This window comes from Pseudomonas sp. IT-P395, from assembly GCF_949767675.1.
In the GTDB taxonomy this organism is placed as follows: Bacteria; Pseudomonadota; Gammaproteobacteria; order Pseudomonadales; family Pseudomonadaceae; genus Aquipseudomonas.
In genome coordinates this window covers 188,147-209,731 of the sequence record NZ_CATKPW010000011.1, presented here as the reverse complement: position 1 = coordinate 209,731, position 21,585 = coordinate 188,147, and the positions used below count along the sequence as shown (strand labels likewise).

19 protein-coding genes are annotated in these 21,585 nt (G+C 60.1%); 4 read left to right on the top strand and 15 right to left on the bottom strand.

The window, feature by feature from the left end:
• Positions 1 to 180: 180 nt before the first annotated feature.
• Positions 181 to 1,473 carry an MFS transporter gene (locus ACM6IN_RS09550; protein ID WP_095048013.1) on the top strand — a complete coding sequence of 431 codons (1,293 nt, stop codon included), beginning with the start codon at positions 181 to 183 and terminating at the stop codon, positions 1,471 to 1,473.
• A gap of 12 nt (positions 1,474 to 1,485) precedes the next feature.
• Positions 1,486 to 2,256: a substrate-binding domain-containing protein gene (locus ACM6IN_RS09545; protein WP_414915861.1), complete on the top strand. Its 771-nt coding sequence runs from the start codon at positions 1,486 to 1,488 to the stop codon at positions 2,254 to 2,256.
• Here ACM6IN_RS09545 and ACM6IN_RS09540 read toward each other — a convergent pair.
• From ACM6IN_RS09540 to ACM6IN_RS09490, 11 genes are all read right to left on the bottom strand, one after another.
• On the bottom strand, positions 2,246 to 3,160 hold the full coding sequence (locus ACM6IN_RS09540; protein WP_150775067.1) for a LysR family transcriptional regulator: 915 nt from the start codon (positions 3,158 to 3,160) through the stop codon (positions 2,246 to 2,248). The two genes, ACM6IN_RS09545 and ACM6IN_RS09540, sit on opposite strands and share 11 nt — an antisense overlap.
• A 59-nt stretch (positions 3,161 to 3,219) precedes the next feature.
• The gene (locus ACM6IN_RS09535; RefSeq protein ID WP_414915860.1) at positions 3,220 to 3,843 is read right to left on the bottom strand and encodes a hypothetical protein; all 624 of its coding nucleotides are present in this window, start codon (positions 3,841 to 3,843) and stop codon (positions 3,220 to 3,222) included.
• A 104-nt stretch (positions 3,844 to 3,947) separates the two neighbouring features.
• On the bottom strand, positions 3,948 to 5,021 hold the full coding sequence (locus ACM6IN_RS09530) for a ketoacyl-ACP synthase III (RefSeq protein ID WP_123376660.1): 1,074 nt from the start codon (positions 5,019 to 5,021) through the stop codon (positions 3,948 to 3,950).
• Entirely contained in the window at positions 5,018 to 5,260 is a 243-nt protein-coding gene (locus ACM6IN_RS09525; protein ID WP_007915032.1) for an acyl carrier protein, read from the bottom strand. The genes ACM6IN_RS09530 and ACM6IN_RS09525 overlap by 4 nt, the downstream gene beginning before the upstream one ends.
• Before the next feature lie 36 nt (positions 5,261 to 5,296).
• The gene (locus ACM6IN_RS09520; RefSeq protein WP_414915859.1) at positions 5,297 to 6,652 is read right to left on the bottom strand and encodes an ANL family adenylate-forming protein; all 1,356 of its coding nucleotides are present in this window, start codon (positions 6,650 to 6,652) and stop codon (positions 5,297 to 5,299) included.
• 19 nt (positions 6,653 to 6,671) lie between these two features.
• Positions 6,672 to 6,986, bottom strand: a complete 315-nt coding sequence (locus ACM6IN_RS09515) for a hypothetical protein (RefSeq protein ID WP_007915028.1) — start codon at positions 6,984 to 6,986, stop codon at positions 6,672 to 6,674.
• A 41-nt stretch (positions 6,987 to 7,027) separates the two neighbouring features.
• Complete coding sequence (locus ACM6IN_RS09510; protein WP_414915858.1) at positions 7,028 to 7,846, bottom strand: SDR family oxidoreductase; 819 nt, start codon at positions 7,844 to 7,846, stop codon at positions 7,028 to 7,030.
• Positions 7,846 to 8,619: an SDR family NAD(P)-dependent oxidoreductase gene (locus ACM6IN_RS09505; protein WP_007915024.1), complete on the bottom strand. Its 774-nt coding sequence runs from the start codon at positions 8,617 to 8,619 to the stop codon at positions 7,846 to 7,848. The genes ACM6IN_RS09510 and ACM6IN_RS09505 overlap by 1 nt, the downstream gene beginning before the upstream one ends.
• Complete coding sequence (locus ACM6IN_RS09500) at positions 8,616 to 9,797, bottom strand: NADH:flavin oxidoreductase (RefSeq protein WP_414915857.1); 1,182 nt, start codon at positions 9,795 to 9,797, stop codon at positions 8,616 to 8,618. Before ACM6IN_RS09500 ends, ACM6IN_RS09505 begins: the two co-directional genes overlap by 4 nt.
• A complete protein-coding gene (locus tag ACM6IN_RS09495) occupies positions 9,794 to 10,867 on the bottom strand; it encodes an AfsA-related hotdog domain-containing protein (protein ID WP_414915856.1) in 1,074 nt (357 codons plus the stop codon). The genes ACM6IN_RS09500 and ACM6IN_RS09495 overlap by 4 nt, the downstream gene beginning before the upstream one ends.
• Positions 10,868 to 10,930: 63 nt before the next feature.
• Positions 10,931 to 14,575 carry an indolepyruvate ferredoxin oxidoreductase family protein gene (locus ACM6IN_RS09490; RefSeq protein WP_414915855.1) on the bottom strand — a complete coding sequence of 1,215 codons (3,645 nt, stop codon included), beginning with the start codon at positions 14,573 to 14,575 and terminating at the stop codon, positions 10,931 to 10,933.
• 1,109 nt (positions 14,576 to 15,684) lie between these two features.
• Here ACM6IN_RS09490 and ACM6IN_RS09485 point away from each other — a divergent pair.
• On the top strand, positions 15,685 to 17,493 hold the full coding sequence (locus ACM6IN_RS09485; protein WP_123376652.1) for a monovalent cation:proton antiporter-2 (CPA2) family protein: 1,809 nt from the start codon (positions 15,685 to 15,687) through the stop codon (positions 17,491 to 17,493).
• Positions 17,494 to 17,628: 135 nt separating this feature from the next.
• Here ACM6IN_RS09485 and hcnC read toward each other — a convergent pair whose 3' ends face one another.
• The 4 genes from hcnC to ACM6IN_RS09465 all read right to left on the bottom strand — a co-directional run bounded on the left by hcnC (position 17,629) and on the right by ACM6IN_RS09465 (position 21,392).
• Positions 17,629 to 18,888, bottom strand: coding sequence for a cyanide-forming glycine dehydrogenase subunit HcnC (hcnC, locus tag ACM6IN_RS09480; protein ID WP_414915854.1), 1,260 nt, complete (start codon positions 18,886 to 18,888; stop codon positions 17,629 to 17,631).
• Entirely contained in the window at positions 18,881 to 20,290 is a 1,410-nt protein-coding gene (gene hcnB, locus ACM6IN_RS09475; RefSeq protein WP_007915004.1) for a cyanide-forming glycine dehydrogenase subunit HcnB, read from the bottom strand. Before hcnB ends, hcnC begins: the two co-directional genes overlap by 8 nt.
• Positions 20,287 to 20,601 (bottom strand): cyanide-forming glycine dehydrogenase subunit HcnA, encoded by a 315-nt coding sequence (gene hcnA, locus ACM6IN_RS09470; RefSeq protein ID WP_042704901.1) that lies wholly within the window; start codon positions 20,599 to 20,601, stop codon positions 20,287 to 20,289. Before hcnA ends, hcnB begins: the two co-directional genes overlap by 4 nt.
• Positions 20,602 to 20,843: 242 nt before the next feature.
• Complete coding sequence (locus tag ACM6IN_RS09465) at positions 20,844 to 21,392, bottom strand: hypothetical protein (RefSeq protein ID WP_414915853.1); 549 nt, start codon at positions 21,390 to 21,392, stop codon at positions 20,844 to 20,846.
• Between ACM6IN_RS09465 and ACM6IN_RS09460 the strand changes: the two genes are divergently transcribed.
• Positions 21,376 to 21,582, top strand: coding sequence for a hypothetical protein (locus ACM6IN_RS09460; RefSeq protein WP_150793668.1), 207 nt, complete (start codon positions 21,376 to 21,378; stop codon positions 21,580 to 21,582). The genes ACM6IN_RS09465 and ACM6IN_RS09460 overlap by 17 nt on opposite strands.
• The last annotated feature ends 3 nt before the right edge of the window (positions 21,583 to 21,585 follow it).

Below are 21,585 nucleotides of genomic sequence, written 5' to 3'. Positions count from 1 at the left end.
GCCAGCAGGCTGGCTCCCCAAGGTTTATCAATAACCTGAAAGGATTGATCCACTTTGCACATCAATCCATGCCAACAATGCAATTAACATCCAGTTACACCTGCGCCACCATCCACCTCAATAAAAACCGTGCGCCGCCCTCCCGTCGCGCACGTCATAAAAGCGGTGGAGTACTTTTCTATGACAGCCTCAATCCCACACAACGGCTCGCGGGCCGGTGCCATTTTCCGGGTGACCTCGGGCAACTTCCTCGAACAGTTCGACTTCTTCCTGTTCGGCTTCTACGCCACGCAGATCGCGGCAGTGTTCTTTCCGGCGAGCAGTGAGTTCGCCTCCCTGATGATGACCTTTGCGGTGTTCGGTGCAGGCTTCTTGATGCGTCCACTGGGCGCCATCGTGCTCGGTGCGTACATCGATGATGTCGGCCGGCGCAAAGGTTTGATCGTCACCCTGTCGATCATGGCCAGCGGCACGATATTGATTGTGCTGGTGCCCGGTTACGAAAGCATCGGCCTGTTTGCCCCCGCACTGGTGTTGATCGGGCGCTTGCTGCAAGGCTTCTCGGCCGGGGCGGAACTGGGCGGTGTGTCGGTGTATCTCGCCGAGATCGCCACGCCGGGTCGCAAAGGTTTCTTCACCGCTTGGCAGTCGGCCAGTCAGCAAGTGGCGATCATTGTCGCCGCTGCTTTGGGCTATGCGCTGAACGCGTGGATGGCGCCGGATGTGGTGGCCGATTGGGGCTGGCGGATTCCGTTTTTCGTCGGTTGCATGATCGTGCCGTTCATCTTTTTTCTGCGCCGTAACCTGGCGGAAACCGAAGAGTTCGCCGCACGCAAACACCGCCCGAGCATGGGCGAAGTGTTCCGCACTCTCGGCCAGAATTGGGGCGTGGTACTCGGCGGCATGTTGATGGTCGCGCTGACCACCACCGCGTTTTACCTGATCACCGTGTACGCGCCGACCTTCGGCAAAACCGTGCTGCACCTGAGCACCTCCGACGCGTTGCTGGTGACCTTGTTGGTCGGTGTGTCGAACTTCTTCTGGCTGCCGATTGGCGGCCTGTTGTCCGACCGTATCGGCCGGCGCCCGGTGCTGATCGCGATGTCGCTGCTGGCCCTGGCCACCACCTATCCGGCGCTGTCGTATCTGGTGCAGGCGCCGAGCTTCAGCCACATGCTGCTGTCGCTGTTGTGGCTGTCGTTTATCTACGGCTTGTACAACGGCGCAATGATTCCGGCGCTCACCGAGATCATGCCGGTCGAAGTGCGGGTTGCCGGTTTCTCCCTCGCCTACAGCCTGGCCACCGCCATTTTCGGTGGTTTCACCCCGGCGATGTCGACCTTTCTGATTCAGTACACCGGCGACAAAGCCGCGCCGGGTTACTGGATGAGCATCGGTGCGCTGTGTGCCTTGTGCGCCACTCTTTATCTGTACCGCCGTGCCGGTGGTCGTCTGCAACCTGTCGCGGCCTGAGGAAAACTCGCCATGAAAAAACTGTTTACTGTCACCGCCCTGCTCGCCGGTCTCGCGTTCAACCTCGCGGCCCAGGCCGAAGAATTGAGCGTGATGACCTCCGGGGGCTTCACTGCCGCCTACAAGATTCTCGGGCCGAAATTCGCTGCCAGCAGCGGCAACACACTGACCACCAGCCTCGGCCCGTCGATGGGCAAAGCACCCGAGGCGATCCCCAATCGCCTCGCGCGCGGTGAGCACGCCGACGTGGTGATCATGGTCGGCTACGCCCTCGATGACCTGATCAAGCAAGGCAAAGTCGACCCGGCCTCGCGCGTTGAGCTGGCGGATTCGCGGATCGGCTTGGTGGTGCGCGAAGGCGCGCCGAAACCGGACATCAGCAGCGTCGCCGCCTTGAAGAAAACCCTGCTCGACGCGCAGTCAGTGGCTTACTCCGACAGCGCCAGCGGCGTCTACATCGAGCAGCAGTTGTTCAAGAAACTGGGCATTGAAGATCAGTTGAAGCCGAAGGCCAAAATGATTGCGAAAATCCCGGTCGGCTCGGTGGTTGCCACTGGCGACTATCAATTGGGCTTCCAGCAGGTCAGCGAATTGCTGCCGGTGCCGGGCGTGAGCTTCGTCGCGAAGATTCCGGAATCAGTGCAGTCGGTGACGCGTTTTGCCGCCGGGATTCCAGTCGGTGCGCAGCATCCAGAAGAAGCCAAAGCCCTGCTCGCCTACCTCGCCGCGCCGGCCGCACAAGCTGACGTGCAAGCCACCGGACTGGACTCGGTCAAGCGCTGACAATCGGCGGCTGGACCTTCATTTCCACCACCAGCCGCTCCAGTTCCAGTGCCGCCGGGGTCAACGTGCGACCCCGGCGCTTGATGATGCCGACACTGCGCATCACTTGCGGATCGGTCAGTGGCACCCGCGTCAGGATCGGATGATCCGGCCCGGGCATCGCCATCAGCGGCACCGCCGCCACACCCAACCCCGCCTCCACCAGACCGATCATCGTTGTCACATGCCGGGTTTCGCAGATGCTCGAACGCTGCGGCACCACCGTGCTCAACGCCTGATCGAGCAGAAAACGGTTGCCGGAGGTCTTGTCCAGCGAGATGTAATCCTGCTGATAGAACTCGTCCCAGCTCACACTGCTGCGTTCGGCCAACGGATGATCGCGGCGACAAGCGACGACGTAGCACTCCTGCACAAGCGGTTCGAACTCGACTTTGGCATCCTGCGTGCCGAGAAAACTCAAACCGAAATCCGCCTCGCCATTGACCACCGCACTCAACACATCGTGCGCGCTGGAGTCGAGCACTTTGACTTTGATGCGCGGGAATTGCTGGTGATAGCGCGCGATCACACGGGGCATGAAGTAGTACGCCGCCGAAGGCACGCAAGCGACGGTGACATGGCCCAAACGGGTCGAAGCGACTTCGCTGATGCCCAGCAACGCGACATCCAGATCATCGAGCAAACGCTCAACGCTGGGCATGAAACCGCGCCCGGCCTGGGTCAGGCTGACCTTGCGTGTAGTGCGTTCGAAGAGTTTGACGCCGAGGGCGTCTTCGAGCTTTTCGATGCGCCGGCTCAACGCCGGTTGCGACAGGCGCACAGTGTCGGCGGCCTTGCGGAAACTGCCCTGCTCGACCACGGCGCGAAAGGCTTGCAGGTCGTTAAGGTCGAAGTTGATGGCCATGACGGGACTCGGGAGATTGATTCGCAGAGGCTATCAATGTAACCAATTGATGCGATTTTTTACACCGCCCGTTCTGTCGAGAATTGCCGCTGGATAGCAGCAAGATTGCGTCGGCGAATCCAGCCGCTGGCCAGACGAATCAGCAGCCAATACGGGGTGAAGAGCATTTTGCTGCGCGTGGTGGCGCAATACACAAAGGTTTCGGTGCGCAACGTGCGCATGCCTTGTGGATGTTCGATGACCTGAAAACGCAGCAGCAGTTTCGCCGCGCTTGGATCATCCAGCGCCTTGAAGGCTTGAGCATCAGCGATATGGCCAGTCTTCAGGTCCGGGCGCCAGAAGCGTCCTGCCAGGCCCAGAGACACTTCTGTCGGGGTGCGTTCCAGTAGCGTGAAAGCGTCAAAACCGAAGGGGGCGGTTTGCGCCTGCGAAGCTCCGCCCGCCAATCTTCGTAGTATTTTTCCCGGCAACTCGCGCAGGGATAACAGCGCATCGACGACGCGGTCTTCACGCATGTCCAACGCGCAAACGGCGGCGATGATGTCCTCGGGTTGCGCACGAATCGCACCCGACTCATGCCGCTCGTGAAACTGAAACAGCGGCAGAAAAGGCGAAGGATATTGCCACGTCAGATTGTCTTTGCGGCCGATGATGCCCAGTGCGCTGCAGAGTTTTCGCTTCATGAAACAGCTGTCCCGTGATCAGAGGATTTGAACCAAGGCGTGGCACCTTTGAAGTCGATCCGAGGATCGCCGCAAGGGTGCCATGTCATGCCATTGAGGAGCGGTCAGGCCTGCAAACGCTCACTCGGAGCCAGAGCCGGTTCGTCCGCCAGAGCGGTTTTCTCCGGCACTTCGCAAGGTGCCACAGCGGTCGTGCGACGCAGATCGACCTTCAACGCGCCCCACGACAGCCCGGCACCGAAACCGCACAGCACAACGTGCTCGGCCTGCGGCGTGCCGATCGCGGCATGACGCGACAACACAATCGGAATCGAGGTGGAGCTGGTATTGCCAACGCCATCGATGTCGACCGGCATCTTTTCCGCCGCCACGCCGATCATCCGTCGCAGGTAATTGAGCATGAACGCGTTCGCCTGATGCAGTACCAGCAAGTCCAGCGCAGCAGGACTTGACCCTGTCGCCTCAAGCAAAGCCTTAACGGTCTGCGGGACCCGGCTCAGGGCAAAATTCATCACCGCCGTGCCATCCATCTGCAAACGTTGGATGGTCGCGCAAACGTGGCTGCCCGCCTCCCGGGCGTAGGCGATGTCGGACTGCAGCGCCGCACCGCCGCTGCCATCGGCGCCGCAGAGGAACTCGAACTTGCCTGCACCCGGCTCCAGCAACGTTGCCGATGCAGCGTCACCAAACAGCATCTTCACATGGCGGTCGCGTTCGTCGAGGATTCGCGTGGTCACGTCCCCGGTGCACAGGAGGATTTTCTTGCAGGCACCGGATGAAATCAGCGCGCCCGCCTGAACCAGCGCACTGATATAGCCGGAGCAACCTGCGGCCACATTCAGTACCAGGCAATGCTGCGGCAGGCCGAGGGCCTGCTGCACCATGAAACCGACACCCGGCACCCACGAGTCGGGCGTCTGGGTCACCACGATCAGACCGTCGATGTCCTGTGCCGCAGCATGCCCTTGATCGAGCAGGTTGCGGCACGCGGCGATGATCAGATCAGAGGTGTGCAGGGTTTTGGTTTCGCGGATCGACTGGATGCCGGTGCTCTTGGCGATGCGCGCAACTTCCTTGGCGCCGAACAGTTCGGCGAAGTCCTCTTCCGTCACACGACGCTCGGGCAGCGCCGCCGTGACCGCCCGAATGGCGACGCCCTCAATGGTCAGCAGGCTCATGCGGCGTCCTTGATTTTGCAGTCGATCAGATCGAACAGATCCTGCACCGTGACCACACGCTCGATCTCCTCGCCCGACACGCTCACGCCGACTTGTTCGAACACCAGCGCGATAATCCCGATTCGCGCCATCGAGTCCCAGTTGTCGCTGTTTTCCAGCCGCGTCTCACCGTGCAGTTCGTCCACCGGGATGAACAGGATTTCAGCGATACTTGCGCGCATTTTTACCAGATCAACCATGGGTCATTTCCTTATAACGTGATGAGTAAACCGGTCTCACGACTGGGCGAGAACGCCGGGGTGACGCATTTTCTTGAAGCGGCTGGTGTACAGCGGCGTCTCGGCGATGGAGACCACCCGCGGCAGTTGTTCCTGCGCCAGTACGCCGCGAACGTGTTGATACAAGCGGACCTTGAACGCTTCCAGGCTTTCCGGCTCGAACAGCGTGAAACGCGCGGCGACGATCTGCCCGAGCAGTGGGTTGGGCTGCGCGTAAACGACCACATCCGAGACGTTTTCCAGGCCCATCAGCACACTTTCCACGTGTGACGGAAAGACCTTTTTGCCACCGACGTTGATCAGATCGACCGCCCGCCCCGTGACCCGGAAATAGCCCTCGTGCTCCTCGGCCAGGTCATGGGTGATCAGGTAGCCGTCGCTCGACAGGTCACCGGCGCTGGCAAGGTAGCCAAGCATGTTGGTTGCGCCGCGCACGTGCAGAATGCCGTCGACCACCCGCAGGCTGTAGTTCGGGTCTTCGATCTTCATCCACGCGCTGTCGCCGGCCTTGCTGCGGCACGGCAGCACGCCGATCTCCGACATCCCGTACAACTGCTGCAATTGCACGTGCGGCATGACGTTGGCAATGCGCTGGATGGATTCCGGTGAACTCGGTTCGGAGCCGAAATAGATGCGCTGCAGACTGCTCGTGTCCCACTTCTGGAAGACCCCGGTGATCGTCGCCAGGTTCAGCAGCGTCGGCGAAACGTGCAGGGTTTGCACGTTGAACGATTCGATGCAGCGACCGACCTCTTGCGGCGAGCGCTCATTGGGCAGAATCAACGTGCCATGGGTGGCGAGCGCCTGCAGCACGGTCACCAGGCCGCCGATGTGATCGAACAGCAGAAACGCCAGAATCGCACCGCAGTGTTCGGCACTCAGGTAGCGCTCGAAGAACGGCGCGATGCTGTGCACCACGCCTTTTGCCGGGCCTGTCGAGCCTGAAGAAAACACAATGAAACCGGCCTGACGCCGCGACAGCAGTCCGTCTACAGTCGGTGGCACGACAGGGTTGGCGTGCTGGACAACCGCCAACTCCGGCGTCCCGCCGATAACGGAAAACCTCGCGCCCGCCGCACCCGCCAACTGCGCGAGCTGTTCCTCGCCCTTGGGCACAGACAGCGCCACCACGTTGTTGTGCAGCCACAACGCGAACAGCATGCAGACGCTGTTGAAGCTGTAGTTGTCGACCAGCAGTACGCAGGAATCACTGACGGATTTTGCCGCCAGTTCCGCGCTGTACACGCTTATCTGCGCGTGCAACTGGTCATAGGTAAAGCGGCCCTCATCGCTGACGATTGCCGGTTGGCTGCCGGCGCTTTTCAGATGAGCCAAAAATGCTGCTACTTGCATACCCAACCCTCCCGCTCGATCAAACGGCCTGAACTGAAGCTTGCGCCGCAGACAACCGGTCCATGATGTAGGCGATCAGCGTGCCCAGTGTGGCAAACGGCGTGGCGGTTTCGGGCAGGTCGGTTGTATCGGCCAGACGCACCTCAACGCCAAGCTGGCTGCGCAGTTTTTCCTCGACATCGACAATGATCGAGACCAGGGTCAGGGAATCGATGCTGCCGTCCACGCCGTAAAGGCGACTGTCTTCGCCACGGGACAAATCGATCGGGGTGCCCAGCAACAGATCCTGTTGCCGAACGGCTGACTCGGTCAGCGCTTTGACTTGATTGAACATTCCAACATTCCTTTATTGGCTGATGCAGGTCCCTGCATTCACTACGCTTGAGACAATGGCGAGTGCGTTTTCTGGTGATCGGCCAGCGCCGTGCGCATGTCGACGAATATCCCGCTCTTGATCCCATAGGCATCGGGCGCGTCAATCACCGCCAGCATGTCCTTCGCGCGTTGCGCAGGTGACACCATGTAACCGGGCGCCAGGGCTCGTTGCTGCAGCGACTTGAGGTCGGCGAAGTCGGCGGTGCGCTGGCTGAAGCTCACCTGCCGGGACAGACCGGTATCAACGTTGCACAGACCGAGCACCGCGAAGAAGACCTGCGGATTTTCCTCGGCGTAAACACCGCCCAATGCCGCCAGCGCGGCTTTCGACAGGCTGTATGGCAGCGTGCCCGCGCGAAAGCGCACGCCCGCCATCGAGGCTGACAGCACGCATGTCGTCGGGCGCCGGGAAGACGACAGCACGAGGTCAAGCATGGCTTTATTGGCCAGCACGTTGACGTTGAGCACATGCTGCAGCTCATCCAGCGAGAATTCCGCACCACGCCCGGGGACGTTGCCGCTGACCCCGGCATTCAGGAAAACCCTGTCGACGCCCTGTTCCAGAACGCTGGCAAAGTTGTCCTCGAACAGCTCGTCCATCGCGCTCGGCCGGGACAGATCGAACGACCGAAAATGGAAGTCCGGATAGTCCATCAGGCCATAGGGCTGACGACGCGAAGTGCCGAAAACCGTATGCCCGTTTTGCAAATGAAGCAGCGCCAGCGCCTCGCCGATGCCGCTGCTCACGCCCGTGATAAACACCCGCAGGCTGGCCTTCTCGCGAGATTCTGCAGTCGGGTTACGCGTTACGGTGTGCATCAGAATTTACCGGCCGAAAAGCCGCCATCGACCGGCATCACCGTACCGGTGACAAACGACGATGCGTCACTCAGCAGCCAGAGGATTGCGGCGGAAATCTCGCCGGGATTGGCGAAGCGCTTCATCGCCGTCACTTGCAGCTTGTGCCGGGTGGACTCCGGGTTGGCTTTCAGGCGCTCTTCCGAGTTCATGCCGCCCAATGTCGGCCCGGGGCATACGGCGTTGACGCGAATCGAATGCCGCTCAGGCAGGGCTTCTTCAGCGCATTCAATCGCGCAGACCTGGGTCAGCATGTTCAGCGCAGCCTTGCTGGTGGAATAGGCGCTTTGTTTGGCAACCCCCAGCAAACCGGCGCAAGACGAGACGTTCACGATCGAGCCACCCGCGTGCTTCGAGATCAGATTGGTTTCGTGCTTGAGCAACAGCAGCGGGCCCAGCAGATTGATTTCCAGTACGCGCTTCCAGTCAGCGAAATCCATGTCGCGAATCGGCGCGTGTTTTGAGGTGACGCCGGCATTGTTGACGGCCAGATCGAGTCGACCGTGCCTGTCGTTGATGAGGCGGAACAGCTCGATCACCGAGGCTTCGTCGGTGACGTCGCTGCGGATGAACGTGCAGTTTTCGCCGAGACGACTTTGCGCGGTCAGGCCATCGTCTTCGTTGCGGCCGGTGATGTAACAGATGCAGCCGGCTTCGATCAGCTTCTGGCTGACATCAAAGCCGATCCCACGTGTGCCCCCGACAACGAGAGCGATCTTGGCGGTGAAGTTCATTGCAGGTTTTCCTCATAGTGCTGTTGGAGTTGTTCTGGCCGGCGGTAGGCAGGATTGACGCAGCAATACACGCGCTCGGCCATGGGCTCTTTTTTGTCGCGGAAACAAAACGCATCGCCTCGGCAGCGGTTGAGCTGATCGGCTCGCCCCGCCAGTTGCTTGGCGACGAAGTCGTTGTCGGCGAGCATGGCGCGGCCGAACCCGACGAAATCGGCATCGCCACTGGCGATGATTTCATCGGCTTGCGCCACATCCGCGACCGAACCGGTAAAGCCCAGCGGAATCCGCACGAAACGCTTCAGATAGCGGCAGCCTTCCCGCGACATGGCCAAGGCCTGTCCGGTATTTTTGAAAAAGAAACGGAAGGTCTCGCTGATGCCCAGCGAACAGGTAATCGCTGCGACCCCACTGGCCTCCAGCGCGGCGACGACATCACCCAACAGCGCGGCGTGCTGCCCTTCTGCACCGAGGCCGTCATCCATGCCCAGGCGCACAGTGACCGCGACCTTGTGATCGGTGGCCTGGCGGATCCCGTCGACAATCGAAAGCAACAGCCTGGCGCGCTTGAGCGGCGTGCCGCCCCAGTCATCCACGCGCCGGTTGGTCTTTGGCGAAAGGAAGCTGCTGATCAAATAGCCGTTGGATGCCTGTAGCTGGATCAACGTGGCACCGGCCTGTTGCGCATAGCGGGCGGCGACGCAGAACTGTTCGATGCAGCGCTGGATCTGTACCTCCGTCATCGCCACTGCCCGTGCCTCGGGGTACGCACTGAGGATGCTCGGCGACGCGATGGCGCTGGGGGTCAGAATGATTCCCTGCTTCGACGGCAGTGACTGCGGCCCGTAATGCTGCAGTTGCACGCCCAACGGGAAACCACGCGCCCGCGCCGCTTCAAACAGCGGCCGCAGGGCCTGCGCGTGGGCCGCCGAAGTCAGACGCAGACCACGGCTGTTGTAGCGTGCATCGGCGTCGACGCTGGCATTGCCGAGAAAGCCAAAACCGGCACCGCCGTCCATCAAAGCTTGATAGACCGAGAAAAACGCCGGTTGCGGGAAGCCGTGTTCGTCACACAGATCCATGCCGAGCGAGGAAAAATACAGTCGATTTTTCGCCACTGCCTGCGTGCCGAAATGCAGCGTTTGGGTGGCCGCCTGGAAAGTCGGGGTTGCCACGATCATTGCTGCAAGGCCGCAAGGGCCGGCTCATCGAGGTGGACAAAGCCGCGCTTGATCATGTCGCTGATCACTTGCAAGCCGTTGAAATCTACCTGGGCGAATTTCCACGAAGAATGCTCGCCCTGCCCGACGCGGCGGATGCCGGCGGTAAAACTCAATTTGCCTTCATAGACGATGTGCAGAGTGACCGGCTCGGACATATCCGCCGTTGTCGTCACGCAACCGCTCTTGCCCAGGCCCAATAGCTGCACTTCAACTTTGCGCCCCTGCGCGTCGCTGATCGTGCAGGCCAGCTTCAACGGTTGCAGCGGTGCAAACCAGTCGTTGCAGTAGATGAAAATATTGCGGGTTTTTTCGAACAGCGGCATGTCGATCACGGTGGCTTTGGTGTCGACGGTGGCGAACAGGGTCTGACGTTGATAGAACGCGACGCGCAGATGGATTTTCTTCGGCGACGTGGCATCGCTCGGGGTCATGTTGTCGACCACCAGTTCGATCGGATACATCAGCTCTGCGTAAGCGAAAAAACTCGCGTTCAGCTCATTGACGCTGACGGTGACGGCACCGCGCGCATGATCGGTGTGGTGATACAGATGGTGATAAACCGCTTGCCGCGCCGCCTCGATGAACATCGTCCCCGGCACATGTTCGTGCGCCTTGCGATAGAAGAAATAATTGTCGGCGTTATTGATGAAGCGGAACGAACTGGCGCGGCGAATCGCCGGGATCGATTCGCACAGCGCGGCCACGCTGGTTTCCAGGCTGTCGCTGCGGATTCCAGCTGCCTCCAGTTGTGCGGCGACGATCTGATAAGGCAGCGCCCTCAGCCGATTCCATTCATCATCGGCACGAACTTCTTCCATCCGGTTCTTTTTCTGCAGCGCTGGCGCAATCTCGAAGCGGCGTGGCAGGTAGGCGCCTGCAGCGTAATTGCGTACCAACGGGTTATGCCCGTTAGCTTCAACCAGTGTGTCGTTCACATACAGCGGCAGCGCGTCTCTGGGGGCGCCAATCAAAACGTCGTCAGCCGAACCTTTGTGCAGGAGGTCGGGCGCAATGCTGTCGTTATTCATCGTTATCAGCTCATCTCGGTAGTTGTTTTATTTGTTGTTCTGCGGGGCTGGCGTAGCCTTCGGTCAAGAGGCTTCCATCACGTCGCGCTCTTCTTCGCTCAGTTGCCTGGCGATGACGGTGGATGGCTGCCATGACTCGACACCGTGAATGACCGGCTTGTCCGCCAGAATCTGTTCGATGAGTTCTTTCTCGCGCAGTCGCGCCGCCGCAATCGAGCGCTGCTTGACGTGGCCGTAGCCGCGAATCGAATCCGGCAGATTTGCCCAGGCGACGAACGCCGACAGATTCTCCGAGTTCAATTTCGGTAACAGGCGTTGCAGGGTTTGCTCGTAGTCATTGAGCAAGCGACGCTCTTCGCGGCGTTCGGCAGAGAAGCCCAGCGGATCGAACCGGGTGTTGCGCAACACCCGGCCCTTGGCCAGGACCTTCAGCAACGGCAGGATCCAGCCGGAAAACGCGATCTTTTTCGGCTCGCCGGTGCTCTCCTGGTTCTTGCGCAGCAGCGGCAAGGCAAAGTGAAATTTCAGGCGAACGCCGCCATCGAAGCGGGCCTTCAGCGAGTCGGTGAAACTGCGCGTGGTGAGCAGCCGTGCAACCTCGTACTCGTCCTTGTAAGCCATCAGCTTGAAGAGGTTGCGTGCCACTGCCTGGGTCAGCGCGCTGTCATTACCGGCCGCCGGTAGCGCTCGCAGTTGCTCGATGACCTTGCGGTAACGCGCCGCATACGCTGCATTCTGGTAGCTGGTGAGGAATTCGCTGCGATGGTTGATCAGTTGTTCGAGGCTTTCGTGGCGACCGCGCATGTCGCTGATGTCGCGGATCGCAATCGTCGACACGGCATCCATGGGTTGCTCCAGGTAAGGCGCGACAAAAGCTGAATCCTGCGCCCACAACCGGCCCCAGGCGAAAGCCAAATGGTTGGTCGCGGCGCTGCCGGCCAGATCAATGGCTTTTTTCAGCGCCGGCAGCGACACCGGTATCGTGCCCTTCTGCCACGCGTAACCGAGCAACAGCATGTTGGCTTGCATCGGGCTGACCAGGCTGTTCGCCAACTCCCCGGCATCCAGGCTGTGAAAGTGTTCGGCGCCGACTTTCTGCTGCAGAAATGTTTGAATCGCGTCGGTTTCTATACCCAGTCCGGTATTGCGCAACATTGCGCCAGTCTGGGTCAGGGCACTGTTGGCGATGACCACGGTTTTGTCCGGTCGCAGCGTTGCCAGCGCATCGTCTTCACTGGCCACGACCAGATCGGCCGCGAGTAGCAGGTCGGCACCGCCGATGTCGATGCGGTGCTGGTGCAACGCATCGGCGTCGCCAGCCAGACGTATGTGGCTCAACACGGCGCCGCCCTTTTGCGCAAAACCGGTAAAGTCGAGCACGCTGACCGCACGTCCGTCGAGGTGGGCGGCCATGGCAATCGCCCGCGCCACGGTCACCACACCGGTACCGCCAACACCCGCCAGGAGCATTTCATACGGCAGGTCGAGCGCACGCGCGACTGGCGGCAGCGCCAGCGCTTCGGCCCGCGCCAGCACCTGGGCGCTGTCGGCGAGTTTGCGCGGTCGTTGCCGCAGCTTGCCGGTCACTGTCACAAAGCTTGGGCAGAAGCCCTTGATGCACGACAGATCGGTGTTGCACGAGTGCGGATCGATGCGGCGCTTGGCACCGAACGAGGTTTGCACCGGGATCACCGACAGGCAGTTGGATTTGACCTGGCAGTCACCGCAACCTTCACAGACCGCTTCGTTGATGACCACTTCAGTCTTCACCAGCGAGGCCGGCAATTGCTTCTTGCGTCGACGACCTTCGACGGCACAGACCTGATCGAAAATCAGCACGCTGACGCCACGGGTCTCGCGCAGTTGCAACTGCACTTCTTCGAGCTTTTCACGGTGAAAGACTTCGATGCCCTGAGGCAGACTGTCATGCGCCTGGTACCGCTGCAGGTCGTCCGCCACCACCACGATTCGCTGCGCGCCTTCGGCCTTGAGCAGTTCAACGGCTTTCTTCACCGTGAGCTTGCCGTCGATCGGCTGGCCGCCGGTCATGGCCACCGCGTCGTTGTAGAGCAGCTTGTAGGTGATGGTCGCGCCGGCCGCGATGGCCTGTCGCACCGCGAGGAATCCGGAGTGAAAAAAGGTCCCGTCGCCGATGTTCTGGAAGATATGCGGGGTCTGTACGAACGGTGCCTGGCCCAGCCAGTCGACCCCTTCTCCACCCATCTGCACGCTGCCGGTGGTCGAGCGTTCAGGCATGCGCGCGGCCATGGCATGGCAACCGATGCCGAGCCGCGCTTCACTGCCCTTGGGCACCTGAGTGGAGGTGTTGTGCGGGCATCCGGAACACAGATAAGGCGTGCGCCGGATCCACTCTTCAACTCGCGAGACGCTGGGCAGGCACCAGAAATCCGGGAGACTCAGGTCAATGCCCATGCTTTGCAGACGCTGCTTGAGCAGTACGGCGATGCGCGACGGACGCAGCTCTTCGTGATCCGAGATCAGTGGTTGGCCGTGTTCGTCGGTCTTGCCGATGATCACCGCACGCTGGTCATGCGCAGCGTTGTAGTACTTCTGTTTGAGCTGCTCTTCGACAATCGCTTGCTTCTCTTCGATGATCAGCACATTGCCGGCGCGTCGGGTCCAGGCGTCCAGCACAGGCGACAGCGGATAGACCAGGTTGATCTTGAGCAGCGCGACGCCGGCGTTTTCCAGTTGCTCAAGGGAGATACCACATTGCTGCAAGGCCTGGCGCACGTCGCCATACGCCTTGCCCACCGCACCGATGACCAGCGTCGGCCGGGCGGGCGCGGTGACCGCGGTATCGATCGGGTTCGCCAAGGCAAAGGCGCGGGCGGCGTCGAACTTGAACGCGGTCCGGCGCTCGATCTGCATGCCCGGCAGGTCCGGCCAGCGCCAATGCAGCCCGTCTGGTCCCGGATTGATCTCGGGGGTGACGAATTCGGGTAGCGGGATCGATTCAACGGAGGCAGTTGCCTCGACGGTTTCGGTGATGGCCTTGAAGCCCACCCACAATCCTGAAGTGCGTGACAGCGCCCACCCCCACAGACCGCAGCGTTCGTAATCATCAAGGCCTGCCGGATGAATCACCGGCAAACCCCAGGCGATCAGCGTGCGGTCGGATTGATGCGACATCGATGACGACACGCAACCGTGATCGTCACCAGTGACCACCAGAACCCCACCGTTGGGCGACGAGCCATAGGAACTGCCGTGCTTGATCGCGTCACCGGAGCGGTCGACCCCGGGCCCCTTGCCGTACCACATGCCGAACACGCCGTCATACAGACGCTGCGGATCAGTTTCGACGCGCTGCGTGCCGATCAGGGCCGTGGCTGCCAGATCTTCATTGATCGCGGGCAGAAAACGGATGTTCGCACTCTCCAGAACAGCCTTGGCCTTGACCAGCTCGCGGTCGACACCACCCAGCGGTGACCCTCGGTAGCCACTGACGAACCCCGCCGTGCGAATGCCGTTGGATCGATCCAGTTCAGCCTGGGACAGCAGCAACCTCACCAGCGCCTGCTGGCCACTCAAAAAGACCCGTTCGTTGGGCAGTGCGTGTTCCCGGCAGTAGATCGAGCGACTGTCATACCGCTCGATACGCGACAATGGCGCCTGAGTCTCATCAGTCGCGAGTTTGTCCGGTTGCAGCCGTTGGCGTTCTGAATCAATGGAATCCAAGTACACAGTTTCAAATCCTTATGAAAACTTCACATTAAATGTGCTTAATTGCGCACTACAGCAGAGGTTGCATCAAAACACTTGATCACTACTCGACGAATTCACGAGGTATAAGCACTTGAATAGCGCGCGCAAAAAAAATGCACTCGCACGGCTCCGCGACTTATCGAGAACCGATCGATTTTTTTGTACTTTCGTTATAAACGCGGCACGAAATCCAAGTACAAAACTTCAAATCATTATGAAATCTTTACTTTGAAAGTTGTATTTATCTCGATAGCGAGTACAACTTCAGGCTGCACTGAAGTCGTCGTCAAGAGCCGTTCAAAAACGCGTCACCTGCGGTTTTGGAAGCCAACAGACCGCAAAGGGGTTTTCGATTTTTCAGGAAGATGAACTCGTCTGAACCCGCGGCTTCCCGGGGCTCTATCGAGTGACTGCCATGAATTTGGCGACGCCATAATGACGCCAGGATTTCAGTCGACGCATGATCTTGCGTCACGCTGCGACCGATATGGGGAATGAGGTGAAATCGCAGAGATTCCGATCCAATGGAGTCCAGATACAAAGTTTCAATTCCTTGTGAAAACTTCTCGCGACCATCCTGGTCGCTTTATTACAGCCGTTATATACAGCCAGCATCTCGGGTGAAAAATAGTAGATTCGGAGCCTTCAGCTTGTCAATCGCTGTAACAAACATTTAATCAGAAACTGACCATTACGAACTATCCAGTTCACGTAACTGCTTGGCGTAATACTGGCATTGCGAGCTTCGCATTATCGACCACCCGCGCACTCGCCGATCAAGACTGAATGGATCTTCCAATTAAAAACTTCGCCCATCGCCAGCGATTATCGAGTTATCGCGCAATGGCTCGGCAATATCACGCGCATTACATCAAGTCCAAAGTATTGCTTTTCATAACCAGATAATTGGCGAAGCGTCTTTGGCCGGAAAACAATTCCACGGCGCCTGACACTCTTCAACGCAAGACCTCGCGCGCCCATCAAAAGACATTAACCGCAAATCGCCCCCCCGAAAGTGCCAGTGGTGTGACAGGAACTCAGCCCTTATCCTTGTCACCCCCGCCGTACCGTTGTCAGGAGTAACCCCCATGCCCCATGAAGGCAATCTGTTGCAAGCCGCCGTCGTTTTTCTGTTCGCGGCCGTGCTCACCGTGCCTTTGGCCAAACGTCTGCAATTGGGTGCCGTGCTCGGTTATCTGTTTGCCGGGGTGATCATCGGCCCGTCGGTGCTCGGCCTGATCGGCAATCCGCAAAGCGTCGCGCATATTTCCGAACTCGGTGTGGTGTTGCTGTTGTTCATCATTGGCCTTGAGTTGTCGCCGCGACGCTTGTGGGTGATGCGCAAATCAGTGTTCGGCGTCGGCCTGGCGCAAGTGCTGCTGACCGCTTCGGTGATCGGCGTGCTGGCGTTGTCGGTGTTTGGCCAACCGCTGAACAGTGCGATTGTGCTTGGCCTCGGTCTGGCGCTCTCATCCACGGCATTCGGTCTGCAAAGTCTGGCCGAACGCAAGGAACTGACCAGCCCCCACGGGCGGCTGGCATTTGCGATTCTGCTGTTCCAGGACATCGCCGCGATCCCGTTGATTGCGCTGGTGCCGATGCTGGCCGGTGGTGCGCACGACACCAGCAACGCCGAGAGTCTGAATCACGCACTGCAAGTGCTCGGCGGTATCGCGGTGGTCGTGGTCGGTGGGCGTTATCTGTTGCGTCCGGTGTTCCGCGTGGTGGCGAAAACCGGTCTGCCGGAAGTGTCGACGGCCACGGCGTTGCTGGTGGTGATCGGTACGGCGTGGTTGATGGATCTGGTCGGTGTGTCGATGGCGCTGGGGGCGTTTCTTGCCGGTTTGCTGTTGGCGGATTCGGAATATCGCCATGAACTGGAAGCGCAGATCGAGCCGTTCAAAGGGTTGCTGCTCGGGCTGTTTTTCATCAGTGTCGGCATGGGCGCCAACTTGAGTTTGCTGCTCAGCGCGCCGATCACCGTGTTGGGGCTGACGCTGCTGTTGATCGGTTTGAAGTTACCGCTGCTGTTCGTCGTCGGGCGCCTGGCCGGTGGCTTGAACAAGGTCAGTGCGATTCGCCTTGGCATCGTGCTGGCAGCCGGTGGTGAGTTCGCTTTTGTGGTGTTCAAGATTGGTCGTGATCAGGGTCTGTTCGAACCACGCCTGTATGACTTGCTGGTGCTGACCATCACCCTGTCGATGGCGGTAACACCGTTGTTGCTGTTGATTTGCGCGCGGCTGGTCAGCCCGAAAGTGCAGCCGGTGGAAGTGCCGGAAAAATACCGTGAAATCGACACTGACACCCCGCGTGTAGTGATCGCCGGCATGGGCCGGATGGGTCAGATCGTGGCGCGGATTCTGCGTGCGCAGAACATCAAGTTCGTCGCGCTGGACACCTCGGTGGAAACCATTGAACTGTCGCGCAGCTTTGGCGGTGTGCCGGTGTTCTACGGCGACCCGATGCGCCCGGAAATCCTCAATGCGGCCAAGGTCGGCGAGGCGGAATATTTCGTGATTGCCACGGACGACCCGGACACCAACATCAAGACCGCCGAGGTGGTGCGCAAGCTGTATCCGCACATGAAGATCATCGCTCGGGCACGTAACCGTCAGCATGTGCACCGCTTGGTCGATGTCGGCGCGGAAGCGATTCGTGAAACCTATTACTCGAGTCTGGAAATGAGTCGACGCACCTTGGTCGGCCTCGGTTTGACCCAGGCCCAGGCCGATGCACGGATCAAGCGCTTCAAGCACCACGACGAACAGGTGCTGGAGGCACAGCACGCGATCTACGACGACGCGGCCAAAGTCCTGCAAACCGCCCAGGAAGCCCGGGCGGAACTGGCGCGGTTGTTCGAATCGGATCAGCTCGAAGAAGAATCACGCCAAACCTGAGCCACACCCGATTGTTCCCACGCTCCGCGTGGGAATACAGCCCGGGACGCTCTGCGTTCCAATTCGCAAGCTGGAACGCGGAGCGTCCCTTGAGGCATTCCCACGCGGAGCGTGGGAATGATCATCTTGCCAAGGTCAGACCAGTTCCAGTTCCAGCTCCTGTTTGACCGGCGCGACTTCAAACCGATCCGCCAGAAACGGTGTGATATCCAGCGGCAGCGGTTCATCGTTGACCAGTTTGTCCAGCAGCACGCCGGTAATCGCCGACGTCAGAATCCCGGTGCGGAAATGCCCGCAGGCATTCAGATAACCCTCCACCCCGCGCATCGGCCCGAGAATCGGCAACTCATCCGGCGAACCCGGGCGCAACCCCGCCCACGTACGCTTGAGGTTGACGTCTTTCAGCTCCGGCAGACACCGCACTGCGCCCTGCACCAGCCCGGCGATTTCCGGGTAGGTGGTGGTGACGTCGAAGCCTTTGTCTTCAGTGGTGCTGCCGGTCAGGATCTCGCCGTTGTCCTTTTGCGCCACGTAGCAGTCGCTGGTGGTCAGGCAGCCGTTGAGGATTTTCGGCATGCGCTCGGTGAGCAGAATCTGGCCTTTCACCGGTTTCACCGGGATGCGAATCCCCGTCGCCCATTCGCTCAGATCCGCCGCCCAGGCACCGCCGGCGTTGATCAGCGTCTTGCAGTGGAATACGCCCTCTTCAGCCGTCTGCACACCGGTGACGCGGCTACCGTGGTGCAACACGCCGGTGACGTTGGTGTTGACGAAAATGTCGACGCCGTTCTGCCGCGCGCCTTCCATGTAGGCATCGGCGAGGCGGAACGGGCTGACCTGGTGATCGCAGAGAAATTCCAGTGCCCCACGTGCTTCATGGCTGACGCTCGGTTCAGCCTCGCGCAGCGCCGCCTGATCAAGCCAGCGCACCTGGTCGGCCAGGTGCGGAATGCAGCCGACGATGTGCTCGGCGTAGAGCCGGTCTTCGTCGTCGTAGATGACGAATTTCAGCCCGGTCTTTTCGAACTTGAAATCCATCCCGTGATTGTCTTTCAGCTCACGGTGCAGCGCCGGGTACAACGCGTTGGACTGCAAGGCAAAATCGAAAAACGACTCCGGCAGAATGTGCGGTGTGCTCGCGTCCACGGCGACCGCCGCGCCCTGGGTTTCGCGTTTGCGGTTGGCCGACATCATGCGGAAGAAAATCACCCCGCAACCGAGGCCGACCGACTCACCGATCGCCCACAAACCGCCGGCCGAGGCACGGGTCGCGTTGCCCGGGCGCTTGGCGTCGATCAGTGCGACCTTGAGGTTTTTGCGCTTGGACAGTTGATAGGCGCAGGACGCCCCGATCACGCCACCACCGGCGATGACCACGTCGTAGAACTTACTCATGGGCAGCGGCCTCCGTGCCGATGGACTGGAACGCGGAAAAGGGAATCGGATCGATCGGGAAACGCGGGCGCAGCCAACCAACGTCCTTGCGTCCGGTGGCCTGGCGCAGGCGGTCGCTGCAGTAGCCGACGCACATCCGTCCCTGGCAATCGCCCATGCTCACGCGGGTGCGCATTTTCAGACTGGCGATGTCTTGCACGCCCTGCTCCAGCGCCAGGTCGATGTCGGCGCGGGTGGCGTGTTCACAGCGACAGATCACCGTGTCGGCGGCGGGCAATGCAGTCTGGCCGACGCCACGTTCGGTGTAGCGATCCACGGCGGCGCGGAAACGCACGATGGCTTTGAGTTTGCTCAAGTAGCGGTCGCGACGAACCCGCGCCAGCTCTTCTTCGAGCACTCCGCGCTGCAGCAGAATCGAGGTAGCTGCGATCTTGCCGGCGAGCATTGCCGCTTCACCACCGCGAATCCCGCCCATGTCTCCGGCCAGATGCACGTGAGGTTCGTTGCTTTGCTGCCAGACGTTGGCGTTGGCGCGCAGATAACCGTCGTCGCTGAAGCCATGATCCAGGCCCATCTGCTGACTCAGTTGGGTGCGCGGAATAAAGCCGTAACCGACCGCGAGGGTCTTGGCTTCGAAGCGCTCGACGCGGCTCATGTCTGGTTCCCACGTGGCCGAGTACGGCGCGACGCTGACGCTTTTCAGCTCGCCCTCGCCGTGCGCTTCGACCACGCCCCAACCGTAGTTCATCGGGATGCCGTGCAGTTTCAGGTAGGCGAGCATGCTCAAACCGTCGAGAAACAGCTGCGGCTTGTTCAGCAGCGCCAGACTTTCACGGGCAATCTTGCCGAACGCACAGGCTTCATACACGCCCGCGACGCTGACGCCCGAAGCGTGCAACTGCGTAGCCACCAGCGGCAGCAACGGCCCGGTGCCGGCGATGATCACCGGCCCCTGCGGCTTGACCACGCCGCTTTTGATTTGCAGTTGCAGGCCGCCGAGCATGATCACCCCCGGCAATGTCCAGCCGGGAAACGGCACGCTGCGTTCGTGGCAACCGGCAGCCAGGAGCAATTGCGGATACTCGATTTCGTGCAATTGCTCGTCGCCATCCAGCACCACCAGCGCGCGGGTGCCTTCGGCGCCGACCACACGATGGTTGAGGCGCACGTCGATCAGCCCGGCCTGCTCCTGAAAATCACCGTGCAGTTTGCCCAATGCTTCGGAGTAACGCGGGCCGAGATAATCCAGTTGCACGCCATCACGCAGCGGCCCGCGATAAACCACGCCGCCAAGCCGCGATGCTTCTTCAAGCAAGGTGCAGCGCACACCGTGGCGCGCCAGTTCGATGGCCGCTGCCATCCCCGCCGGGCCACCGCCGACAATCACCGGTTGCAGGTTCATACGACCTCCTGCGCAGTGATGCGGTTGACCTGGGTTTCAATCTGCATGCCGTCGCGCACGACGGTCTGACAGGCACGGCGTTTGTGCCGGCCATTGATTTTCACCAGGCAGCACTGGCACACGCCCATGCCGCAGTAGGCGCCGGTGATCTGGTCGTGATCATTACGGGCAATCTGGCGAACGCCGAGGGACTGGATAACGCTGAGGACGGTTTCACCAATGGCGGCGGTGACCGCTTGGCCGTTGATATGGACGGTCATATCCGCCTGCGCCAACGGCTGGATATCGAAAGTTCTTTCTTGGCAGTGCATTGCGATGTTCATCCGTGAAAGTTCGGTTGAGGTGGTGTCAGCTCCTTGCTGCACTACACCGGGTCGACGCGTTTATTGTTGCTGTGATTGGGGCGTCGACACGGGTACTCCGTCAGCGCAACAAGGTGCGCGTGAAGCACTGTAGTTCATACCTCAGCAAAGGCCTGGATCATTTACGTTAGGCGATCTCGCCGCAGAAAATATTGATCCAGGCCAGTGAAAACGATTGGATTGTCCAACGATCAGTTGGAGAAGACGAACTGCCCTTTGATCTTTTTTGCACCGAAGAACCCCAGGTCAGGAAACAGCAGGTTTTTCAGCCAAGCGACGAAAAAGACCATGGCCAACGTGATCGCTACGCCAATCACCGTGCCTATCGGATCTTCGCCATAGTCCTTGAACATACGTGGCATCTGGGTGATGGAGAGAAATACATACACGGTGTAGGCCTGCGCCACGTTGCGGTAAAAGCCCCAAGCGAACAGCAAAGGTACGACACCGGCAAACAACCCCATGCCGATGGCCCAACCGGTGCTGATCGTCAGACCGAGGAAATAACCGCCCACCAGCCCGATCAACGCCTGGATATAGGTCAGCCCGAGCAGCACCTTTATCTTGCCGGCGTGACGATCAATCAGTTCTGGATCGGGCCACGAGCCGATCAGATACGCCAGCACCTTGTCCTTGACTGCGCCGCCGGACAACGCCTTGAAGGTTTCGGTTTTCGAGCGACCGGCGTTGAGCATCTCGCTCACCTGACGTTTGATTTCCTTCTTGTTCAACGTTCTCATCCTTAATCAGAGGTCTATCGAAATACAGCACAGCGCGGATTCTCGCCTTGTTGCCCGCCAGAAAGCAAAAAGCCGCTTCCACCCGAAGGTGGAAGCGGCCGAGGCATGGGCCTCAATGGAGCAATCAGTGCACGAACAGGGCGATCAGGATGATGATCGGGATCGGTACGCCGAGGAAAAACAGCAGTAATGA